Origin of the sequence: Mycobacterium sp. (assembly GCF_049647605.1) — a bacterium.
Lineage (GTDB): Bacteria > Actinomycetota > Actinomycetes > Mycobacteriales > Mycobacteriaceae > Mycobacterium.
This window is the reverse complement of record NZ_JBARXZ010000135.1, coordinates 1-10,283: the sequence shown is the minus strand read 5'-3', so window position 1 is coordinate 10,283 and position 10,283 is coordinate 1. Positions and strand designations below refer to the sequence as shown.

General features: G+C 65.8%; 10 protein-coding genes and 1 pseudogene. 3 read left to right on the top strand and 8 right to left on the bottom strand.

What is annotated here, in order from left to right; translation table 11 throughout:
* Positions 1 to 445 (top strand): annotated as a pseudogene (locus tag WBB07_RS17905) (hypothetical protein); the annotation flags it as partial.
* A 174-nt stretch (positions 446 to 619) separates the two neighbouring features.
* Here the strand turns inward: WBB07_RS17905 and WBB07_RS17900 are convergent.
* On the bottom strand, positions 620 to 1,942 hold the full coding sequence (locus WBB07_RS17900) for a flavin monoamine oxidase family protein (protein ID WP_526309742.1): 1,323 nt from the start codon (positions 1,940 to 1,942) through the stop codon (positions 620 to 622).
* A 185-nt stretch (positions 1,943 to 2,127) separates the two neighbouring features.
* Between WBB07_RS17900 and WBB07_RS17895 the strand changes: the two genes are divergently transcribed.
* Positions 2,128 to 2,448, top strand: coding sequence for an ArsR/SmtB family transcription factor (locus tag WBB07_RS17895; RefSeq protein ID WP_526309741.1), 321 nt, complete (start codon positions 2,128 to 2,130; stop codon positions 2,446 to 2,448).
* A gap of 52 nt (positions 2,449 to 2,500) precedes the next feature.
* Here the strand turns inward: WBB07_RS17895 and WBB07_RS17890 are convergent, their stop codons facing one another.
* Positions 2,501 to 3,325 carry an N-acetylmuramoyl-L-alanine amidase-like domain-containing protein gene (locus tag WBB07_RS17890; protein WP_526309740.1) on the bottom strand — a complete coding sequence of 275 codons (825 nt, stop codon included), beginning with the start codon at positions 3,323 to 3,325 and terminating at the stop codon, positions 2,501 to 2,503.
* A gap of 95 nt (positions 3,326 to 3,420) precedes the next feature.
* On the opposite strand from WBB07_RS17890, the gene WBB07_RS17885 reads away from it, so the two are divergent.
* Complete coding sequence (locus tag WBB07_RS17885) at positions 3,421 to 4,368, top strand: lytic transglycosylase domain-containing protein (protein ID WP_526309739.1); 948 nt, start codon at positions 3,421 to 3,423, stop codon at positions 4,366 to 4,368.
* Positions 4,369 to 4,375: 7 nt separating this feature from the next.
* Here WBB07_RS17885 and WBB07_RS17880 read toward each other — a convergent pair whose 3' ends face one another.
* The 6 genes from WBB07_RS17880 to WBB07_RS17855 form a co-directional block, all read right to left on the bottom strand.
* Complete coding sequence (locus WBB07_RS17880; protein ID WP_526309738.1) at positions 4,376 to 5,293, bottom strand: TAXI family TRAP transporter solute-binding subunit; 918 nt, start codon at positions 5,291 to 5,293, stop codon at positions 4,376 to 4,378.
* A 42-nt stretch (positions 5,294 to 5,335) separates the two neighbouring features.
* Entirely contained in the window at positions 5,336 to 6,703 is a 1,368-nt protein-coding gene (locus WBB07_RS17875) for an MFS transporter (RefSeq protein ID WP_526309737.1), read from the bottom strand.
* 127 nt (positions 6,704 to 6,830) lie between these two features.
* Positions 6,831 to 7,259, bottom strand: coding sequence for a nitrile hydratase accessory protein (locus WBB07_RS17870; RefSeq protein WP_526309736.1), 429 nt, complete (start codon positions 7,257 to 7,259; stop codon positions 6,831 to 6,833).
* A complete protein-coding gene (gene nthA, locus WBB07_RS17865; RefSeq protein ID WP_526309735.1) occupies positions 7,256 to 7,873 on the bottom strand; it encodes a nitrile hydratase subunit alpha in 618 nt (205 codons plus the stop codon). Before nthA ends, WBB07_RS17870 begins: the two co-directional genes overlap by 4 nt.
* Positions 7,874 to 8,581: a nitrile hydratase subunit beta gene (gene nthB / locus WBB07_RS17860; protein ID WP_526309734.1), complete on the bottom strand. Its 708-nt coding sequence runs from the start codon at positions 8,579 to 8,581 to the stop codon at positions 7,874 to 7,876.
* Positions 8,578 to 10,122 (bottom strand): amidase, encoded by a 1,545-nt coding sequence (locus tag WBB07_RS17855; protein ID WP_526309733.1) that lies wholly within the window; start codon positions 10,120 to 10,122, stop codon positions 8,578 to 8,580. The genes nthB and WBB07_RS17855 overlap by 4 nt, the downstream gene beginning before the upstream one ends.
* Positions 10,123 to 10,283 lie beyond the last annotated feature (161 nt).

Below are 10,283 nucleotides of genomic sequence, written 5' to 3'. Positions count from 1 at the left end.
GTCACCCTCGGACTCACCTATCGGATCTTCGGTGAGATCGCCGAACCACCCGACGGCGTGCAAGACCCCGCGCTACCGCCAGGCATCAAGGTCAAAGATCTGCTCCGGCACCGGCTACGCATCACCGGACGCCGACCGCACCGCATCCAGTTGCCTGACCCTGCACAAACAGGGCCCCGACGGCATGAGCAAGATTACCGACACCCGCACCCCCGGCCAACGCCTCCACCACACCCCCGACTGGAACGCCGGCGCCCCCACCACCGCCGACCAACTCCACTTCAGCTGCGGCCCCCACCACCGCGGCGCCACCAACGGCTCCTACCACACCGAAATCACCGAAACCGGCCGCCTCGCCTGGGCCGACAACACCGAAGCACCCCGAACCAACCAGTTCCACCACCCCGAAGAACTACTCAGCAACCACGACGAAGACGACCCCTGAGCTGCTATTCAGCTGTGATTGACGGGGTTTCGCCGCTCTAGGGGACTCGCCGATACCAGTGGGCGACACAGTAGCGATGGAGGCGGCGAGGGCGACGATGACCTGTATCGCTGCGGCAAGCCGAATTCGCCGGTTGACATCGGTGTGCGCCCCCGATGACTCCAGTTCCGGTGCTTAGCGCAGAATCCGGTCGGCTTCTCTGATTCCGGCCAGGTACGCGCCGTGGACAGTGGCGAAGAACTTCGGATCCGTGGCTTCCCCGGCGAACATCAGTCGGTCACCAACCGGCTCGGCCAGCGCCTCCATATCGGCAGGACTCGACCCCACCGCCAGGAAACTATATGAACCGCGTGCGTAAGGGTCAGTGCCCCAACGGGTAACCAGCGCCCCGGCCGGGTCAGGTGCGTTGAGCGCGACGACCAGCTCGCCGACGGCCTCCGCATCCGACAGCGACTCCCGCGACCAGGCGGCCTGGCCGCCGCGCAGTCCGACAAGAAGTGGTGCTCCGGCGAAGATCAACCCGTTGACCAGGTCGGTGACCGGCTGCTGCGCCCCGATCAACCCGATCATCGGCGGCGACGTTGGCCAGAACGGTTTGTCGAAGGTGAGCACAACCTTGTTCAACAGCCCGAATCCGAGTCGTTCGACGGCTTCACGTTTTGAATCCGGTAGTGGCGGATCGAAGGTGACCGTGTTGGCCTTGAGCACCCCCAGGGGGACCGTGACGATCACGCGGTCAGCGGATACCGGTCCTTGTGAGGTCTCGAGTTGCACTTGGTGGCCGCCATAGGAGATCCGCGTCACCTCCGTATTGCGTTGGATGGTCAGTCCGCGGGCGAGGTGGCGTGCCAGCTGCAGATAGCCGCCGGGCAGTAGCACGTCCGGTCCGCTGAATTCCCCCTCACTGCCAAACCATCGCAGCGACAACTGATCTGGGTCGGCTGCATATTCCGCCGAGATGCGGGAGGCAATGTTCCAGGCCACCAGCGGATCGTTGCGATCGGCGATCCCGGCCAGCCCATCGGCAAGCGAATCGGTGTTGGCAGCTGCGGCTATGCGGTCATCGAGTCGTGCCGCGATCCGGTACCAGTCGGCGGTGGCAGTGGCGGCGGCACCGGCGTCAACCGCCCCGCGTTCATCCAACAACACGTAGTCGTCGAAGTCGGTCGCCACGGTGGTGGCACCGATCTCGTCGGCGAGATCCACCAAGGGGTTGCCCTCGGTGCCGTGAATCCACGATGCGCCGAGGTCGATCGGCACGCCGAGGGAGGTGTCGGTTTGCGTTCGGCCGCCGATGCGGTCCCGCGCCTCGAGGATCGTGACGCGCCGCCCGGCGTCGGTGAGTCGTCGTGCGGCGGCCAGGCCGGAGAACCCCGCACCGACCACCACGATGTGCTCACCGTTGGTGTCGGGTTCGTTGCTGCAGCCCGGCAGGCACGCCGCTGCCACGAGCGCGCCGATGCCCACCGTGAACTCGCGTCGTCCAAGGTGGACCATGGCACTGACGTTAGCCTGCTCGGTGAGCGGGCCACGGCTTATCGGTGGATTCCGGCTACCGGGTGTCGTCCATTTCGACAGAGTCGGGTTGTGTCAACCACTTTCGCTCTGGAAGGGCAGTGTCACAGGGAGTGGACGCGTGTGCATCATCTTCTGAATTCATGCCCCGATGTATATTCGCGGGTGTGCAGACACCTGCCCCTACCGACGCGCTCGCGCGGTTTGGCCATGCGCTGTCCGACACCACGCGGGCTCGGATCTTGTTGAGCCTCAATCAGGCGCCGGCGTATCCCTCGGAGCTGGCCGAGCTTCTCGGCGTCTCCCGGCAGATCCTGTCCAACCATCTCACCTGCCTGCGGGGGTGCGGCTTGGTGATTGCGGTGCCCGAAGGGCGGCGAACGCGCTACGAACTGGCCGATCCCCGGATCGCGCACGCCCTCGATGACCTCATGGATCTGGTGCTGGTGCTCGACCCGCAGTGCGAACAGGGGCCGTCGCAGTCGTAATCGGTTTGGCTACACTGTATTTCGTGATCGAGAAGCGGGCTCTTCGGGCGTTCTATCCCACCGGGCGCAACACCACCACCGCCGGAACAGTCTGTAGGTAGTCGAACAGTGCGGTGTCGACAACTTTGTTGTCGGCGCTGCGCGACGAGGCGTTTCGGAAGACGGGACCGTCGGGGGAATCGATGAAGATCCCCACATGCGTGACATCGAGACCACCGTCTTCGGCGTAAGCCCCGATGTAGTCGCCGGTGCGAAGCCGGCTCACGACGTCGTTGTCCACCTGTGCGCTGGGGATATGCCAAACGGTGCGCGGTACGACCGGCAGACCCGGTAGGTACACGCCACCGGAATCCTTGGCGTTCAGGTTCTTGGTCGTCTCGACCGCGGCGTCGCTGAGGCCGGCGGTGATATCGGTGGCGACCGCGGGAGCCGTCGCCGACCAGTCGGTGAAGAAGTGTTTCCTGTTGGCGAACGAGACCACGCCGTCGCGGTACCGCACGTCGACGAGGCTGTCGAGGAAACGCTCTCGGTCGCCACCGGCACGCTTGAGTGCCTCGACGTAGTCGGCGTAGGTGAAACAGTCGACCCTCTGTAACTCGACGACAAGCTGTTCCGGCTGCTGGGCCGAACCGACAAGAGTGTTGGCGCCATACGGTGTGGCCAGGAACTGCGCGGACACCGCATCAGACCCGGTGGAACCGCTGGTGGCTGCCAGCATCGACTCCAGGATCTGCTCGCTGGCGCTCGAGATCTGCAGCTGGGGTGCGGCTGAGGCCTCCGGGGGTGCCGGTGCGACCAGCATCGCGGCGACGACCCCGAGGCCGGCCAGCCACGCGGTGGCGCGCGATCGGCGACGGTGGTGGGCTACGGCGGACATGAAGCTGGCTCCTGGCTGTACACAACGATCCTGGTCACTGTACGTGTCCGGGCGGGCATTGATGTCCCGCGATCGATGCGGAACACTCGGCTCGAATGAAGGAATCGATCCGCAAGCCCGGTCGTTCCGTGCTGCTGATCGGCACGGTGGTCATCGCGCTCGCCGGTTGTTCGTCGCCGATGGTGCCGACGCCTGAATCCACCCCGGCCGCCAGTCAGGCCGCCGCGCCGCCGTCTCCGTCATCGTCACCGGCCACGCCCGAACCGGCCCAGCCGCGGCTGGCGGTGGACCCGGTGCAGCTGGCCGATCAGCTGGTGGACGACGAGCACACGCTGCGCGATCCGTCGGCCACGGAGCAGGCGCTCACCGTCGCGGCCCGCCGTCAGCAAGCCGCCTACCGGGCCCTGGGTCGGCACCCCGAGTGGGACATGATCGTGCGGGCGCGGGTGCCGAGGCCACTGCTGGAAGCCTTCGACCGCAATGTCGACGCGCGCCGGGAGCTGACGGCGCTCAGCGGCGGTCAGGGAATGGCCACCGTGCCGGCGTGGCGGATCGTTGCACCGCTGCCCGCCGGTGAGCTGATCGACTTGTACCGCAAGGCCGAGTCGGCCACCGGTGTCGGGTGGAACTATCTGGCAGCGATCAATTTTGTGGAGACCGCGTTCGGTCGGATCGACGGCGTCAGCACCGCCGGTGCGCAGGGCCCGATGCAGTTCCTGCCCACGACGTTCGCCGGCTACGGCCAGGGTGGCGACATCCGGTCACCTTCGGACGCCATCATGGCGGCCGGGCGTTTCCTGGCCGCGCACGGCTTTGCCGTCAACCGTGACAAGGCGCTTTTCCGCTACAACAACTCCAACCGGTATGTGCGCGCGGTCAGTGACTACGCGGCGGTCATCGCCGCCCACCCGTCGGCCCTGGACGGGTACCACCGATGGGACGTCTACTACGGCACGACGGCAGGCGATGTGGTGCTGCCGGTGGGTTATGCGGCAGCCTCACCCGTCCCGGTCCAGCAATATCTGGCGACCAATCCGCAGTGACTGGCCGTCATCCATGCCGGCGCCGGTACTCCTGAACCGCACCGGGATGCAACGGGATGGAACCGGTCAGGATCAGCGACTGCGCATCGAGGAACTGACTGCCGACCGCTTGTTCGGGCACCAGCTCCGACGAGTCGTCGATCAGCAGGTCCACGATGGCCGCGACCGCATCGTCGGCTACATCGCGCCGCACCAGCAGCAGGTTGGCCACTCCCACAGTGGTCACGCCCGGGTGCCGGCCGTAGACGTCGGCGCGGACGGGCACTGCTTCGTACGCTGTCCCGAATGACTCCCGCAGCCTGGCCACCACGGCCGTCAGGTCCAGAAGGCGCAGATCGGTACCGGTGAACGCCGGAGTGGGCAGGCCGCCCGCCCACATCACGGCGTCGACGGTCCCGGCGGCCAGCTGCCGAGCAGCCTCCTGCATGGACAGCTCGACACCGCGGACCGCGCCCGGTGCACCCAGGCCGGCCGCGGTAAGGACCCGGTCCGACAGTGACGTGGCGCCCGACCCCGCTGCGCCGGTGCTCACGGTGCGCCCGCGCAGGTCATCGATCGACCCGATCGGGGAGTCGCCTCGGACCGCGACCTGAAAGTAGTTCTCGTACACGCAGCCGACCGCGGTCAAGCTGTCGCGGTCGGCGCTGTCGTAGGCGGTGTCGATCAGGCTCATTGCCAGCTCGGCCCGCCCCGTCCGCAGCGCCTCGAGATTGTCGGCGGAACCTTCGGATTGCAGCGGTGTGATGCGCGGGGCGCCCGCCCGGTCGGCGGCTGCGGCGAGCAGGCCGGAGAACTCCCAGAAGAGACCACCCGACTCGCCCGCCGCCAACCGCAACTCGACCTCGGGGCGCACCTGGCACGCCGAGGTGACAAGCGCCGCGCCGAGGACACCCGCGCCCCGAAGTACCGTCCGTCGGTCGAACACCCAGACCAATGTAGGTGGGCGAGCCGTCCGGTACCTCGCCGGTCACACGAATGCGCGACCCTGCTCCCGGTCCAGCGCGGTCTCCGACTTGTTGCGCAACACGAAGATGTACACAAACAGCGACACACCGATCACGATCGTGACGTAGGCGATGAACCACGGCACGTGGCCGCCGCCCTTTGCCGCCTGGTAGATCAGCGGCGCGGTGCCACCGAACGCGGAGTTGGCCAACGCGTATCCGAGTCCGACACCGAGCGCACGCACATTTGCGGGGAACAGTTCGGCCTTGACGATCGCGTTGATGGAGGTGTAGCCGGTCAGAATGACGTAGCCCACGCACACCAAGGTCAGGGACGCGGCGACCGAGGTGGTCTGCGGTAGATAGGTGATCAGGACGTAGGTGTAGAGCACTGCGCCGACCCCGAAGAACACCAGGACCGGTTTGCGGCCCACCTTGTCACTGATCATGCCGCCGATGGGCTGGATCACCATCAGGAACGTCAGACCGATGAGATTGATCCAGGTCGCGGTCATTCCCTGGTCTTCGTAGGTCGACTTGACGATCGCCGGGGCGTTGACGCTGTAGGTGTAGAACGCGATGGTGCCGCCGATCGTCACGGCGAAGCACGTCAGCAGCGCCCGCCAATGGACCACGAACAGCTGCCGAATCGAACCCGACTCCTGGTCCTCGCCACTGCGCACCGCTTCGAGCTGTTCGGGGGTCAACGATTCATCCATGCTGCGGCGTAGCCAGAAGACCACCACCGCCGCGACGCCGCCGATGAAAAAGGCTATCCGCCAACCGAACTCGCCGATCTGCTCACGGTCAAGGAACAACTGCATGACCAACAGGGTGAGCTGGGCCAGGACGTGGCCACCGACCAGCGTGACGTACTGGAAGGACGAGAAGAACCCACGTCGTTCCCGGGTGGCGGCCTCGGACATGTAGGTCGCCGACGCGCCGTACTCGCCGCCGGTGGCGAACCCCTGCACCAACCGGCACAACACCAGGATGACGGCCGCCCACACCCCGATGCTCTCGCGTCCGGGGGTGAACGCGATCACCATCGAACACGCGGCCATCAGCGACACACTGAACGTGAGCGCCGCGCGCCGGCCGCGACGGTCGGCGTACCGGCCGAAGAACCACGATCCCACCGGGCGCATCACGAAGGTGACGGCGAAGATGGCGTAGATGTACACGGTCGAGTTCTTGTCCGCGGAGTCGAAGAACTGACTCTCGAAGTAGCTCGCGAAGACCGTGTAGACGTAGACGTCGTACCACTCGACGAGATTGCCGGACGAGCCGCGCAGCGTGTTGAACACTGCCCGACGGGTGGCTGCAGGTGACGACGTCGGCGATCTCTCCGGACCGGAGGCGACGGGGTCCCGGGTGTCGGCGTTGCTCATGTAGATCCTTCCCCAATTCCGTGCGGCGCCACGGGACTGCCGCCTGACAACTGTGAACGCAGTCACAGCGCTGAGGAAGTTACTCGCGGCATTCCTAACACTCTCTTAGGACGGAAGGCACTCTGCTTCAGGCCGGTGGAGGACGCTGAAGAGCGGGGGAAATGGCCACCGGCTCACGATGGGCTTCGTGGTGGTTTGCGTTTCGGGGGGTGGCCAGGACGGTGCGGGCGCGGTCGTCCAAGGACAGTGGGTCGGCGAGCTTTCCCTTCGTCGCCAAGACGTTCTCGAGTGCATCCAGCCATCGCTCGTAGTAATTCCACGGTTCGCGGGTGTCGCCGGCTTCCCAGTTGCGGATCGACTCGATCAGTGACAGCTGGAACTCGCTCCATTCATAGTGCCCCCCGTGGTAGGCGGCCACGGCGATCGCGAAGGCGCGCAGTTCCCAGGGTTCGCTGAACGCCAGCGCGTCGGCGTCGCCGCCGGGTAGCCCACAGACGAGTTTTTCGATGCGCCTGCGGGTTTCGTCGAGTTGGCTTGCTTCTTGTGTGGCGCTCACGCCGCCACAGCCTTCGCGGGGCCGGTGCCGATCATGGAGTCGCGAGTGACCAGTGCGGCCAGCTGGGCGGCATCGAGGTGCTCGGTTCCCGCCGGCCGGCGCGGGAGCACCCAGTAACGCAGTTCGGAGCTGGAGTCCCATACCCGGATCTCGACGCTGTCCGGTACCGGAAACCCGAAATCGTCGGCGAGGACCTTGCGGGGCTCGCGCACGATCCGGGCCCGGTAGGCGGGGGCTTTGTACCAATTCGGGGGTAGGCCCAGCACTGGCCATGGATAGCAGGAGCACAAGGTGCACACGATGGCGTTGTGCACGGTGTCGGTGTTCTCGACCACCACCATGTCTTCGCCTTGCAGTCCGCCGTAACCCATTTCGGCGCACGCTGCGGTGGCATCTGCCAGTAGTCGCTGCTTGAACTCTGGATCAGTCCAGGCACGGGCGACGACCTGAGCGCCGATCTGCGGGCCGATCTCGTTCTCGTAGACCTCGGCCATCCGGTCGACAGCTTCGGGAGTCATGACCCCCTTTTCGATCAGCAGCGCTTCCAGCGCTTTGACTCGGGCGACGATCTCGTCCTGGGAGCGCAGCTTGGTGTCGGTGCGTTGTTCGGACATTCAGGCTCCTTGGGTGGCAGGGGCTGATTCGGGAGTGCAGTAGGGCTCCCACACGTCGAAGTAGACGGCGCCGTTGGCGTCGCCGATGTCCTCGCCCCATAGTTCGGTGGCGGTGAACTTGACGGTGTAGACGTGTTCAGGGCATTCGCCGAGGCCGTTGCCGGCGGTGTCGGGGTACACGTAGGCGCCGTGGGCTGCGGTGATGACGCCGACCTTGCCACGGATGTAGCGGGCGCGGCGGGTGTGCCCGGTCGGGCTGTCGGCGGCGATGCGCACTCGATCACCGACCTTCAAGGTCGGGGCCTTGTCGATGTCGCGGGCCGCCGAGAATCCGGTGGTGATGGCGGTGTTGACAAAATCCAGGATTTCAGGGTCCTCACCGGCCGGCAGCGGAGCGTCGGGATTGTCCCGGTAGTACCGGATTCGCTCTTCGAGCTCTTCATGGTCGAAGACGTTGTGTTGTTCGGCGAAGGTTTCCAGCGCATGGGTCCAGTGCTCGTAGTAGTTGGACAGCAGGTATTCCGCTGGGTCCATCTGTTCGACGCAGTGGCGGAACTGATCGATGTTGTAGAGCCCGGCGCGGGCGCCCTGGGCGAACATCGAGAATGCCGCTTTCTCCCAATCGGCACGAAAGACGGGTTCGGTGCCGTGGTCGTTGTCGACCGGTCCCATGCCGTCGGTGCCGCCGAAGTCGAAGATCCCGTTCATGAGCGGGAGCCTGCTGTTGTCCGGATCGGGGCGGCCGGGAATCCGCCGACCGCTGTCTCGTAGAACTGGGCGACTTTGAGCACGGTGGCGTCGTCGAAACGCTTGCCGACGATCATCATTCCGGTCGGTAGACCCTCGACAAGACCGGCAGGCACCGATATCGACGGGTGGCCGCTGACATCGAAGGGCGCGGTGTTGATGACCATGCTCAACGCGGTCGAAAGGTACTCCTCCAGCGGCGCGTCCAGCGACAGTAGGGGTTTGGCGACATAGGGAACGGTCGGCAGGATCAGGACGTCGTACCGGGACAGGGCGTCGTCGTAGGCCTTACGCAAGTCGGCGACCAGATTGCGGGCCATCGCGTAGTACTTTCCGCCGCCCAGTTCGAAGGTGTAACGGCCGGACAGCCCAACAAGTTTGACGGTTTTGGACAGCTGCGCGCCCTGGGTGATCCGGTTCTCCGCGAAGTGGGCGATCACTTCGGGGTCGTAGCGGCCTTCGTAGTTCATGCCGTAGCCGTGCCCGTCGAGCATCTGGAAAGCGGCGCCTTCGGTGCCGATGACACTCCACAGCGACATTCCGTCGACATGCCAGGGGATGGAGACCTCTTCTGCGTGCATCCCGGCCTGGCGCAGCACCTCGACGGCCGCACGCACGGCGTCATCGACGCCGGGCTCGCTGACCTCGGTGCCGAATCCCTCGGTGAGCACTCCGATCCGCAGTCCTTCGGCGGACTCGGTGAGCGCCGAAATGTAGTCGGCGACCTCGACGGTGGTGGGTTGTCGCGGATCCAGGCCGTCGGCTCCGGCCATCACCTGGAGCATCGCTGCGGCGTCGGCGACGGTACGCGTGATCGGACCCAGGTGATCGATCGTCTGCTCGATGGGGAAGGCGCCGGTGTACGGCACCAACCCGTGAGTGGGCTTGTGCCCGACCAGGCCGCAGAATGCGGCCGGGATGCGCACCGAACCGCCCTGGTCGCCGCCGACTGCGTAATCCACCGCTCCCGAGGCGACCAGCGCGGCACTTCCCGATGAGGATCCGCCGGCGTTGCGGCTCAAATCCCACGGATTGCGCACCGGCCCTTCATGAGAGGTGAAGCTGGCCCCGGAAAAGCACAGATCTTCGCAGACCGCCTTGCCGGTAATCGTGGCTCCGGCATCGAGCAGCCGGGTGACCACGGTCGCGTCCTGGTGTGGGACAAATCCCTGGAGGGAGGCCGACCCGTTGGCCATCGGGATGCCTGCCACGGAGATGTTGTCTTTGATGGCAACGGTTTTCCCAGCTAGGACGCCGCCGGTGCTGGTGGTTATCGACGCGGTGACGGCCCAGGCTCCCAGCGGATTGTCGGCGGGGTGTTGCCAGGCCCGTTCCGGGACCGCCGGAGCCGCTGCCGCGTAGAGCTCGGCGACCCGCTCCGAGGCGCCCAGCGTGTTAGTGACGGCTTGCTCGTAGTCGGCGATGTCGGCCTCGGACAGACCGAAGGCGTAATGCTGATCCAGCGCCTGCAACTGAGCGGCGGTGGGGGGAGGGATGGGCATGTGACGCTCCTCATATCGTCGAGACGGTTCGACACTAAGCCTCGATCCGTGGACTGACCTGATGGATGTGGTTCTGAGGTGATGGCGCCGGTCGGTCGTTGTGCTGGCAGCGGGTAGCTGCTGGTCTGCCCAGCTTTTCCTGTGTGCTCCGGTAGGGCCTG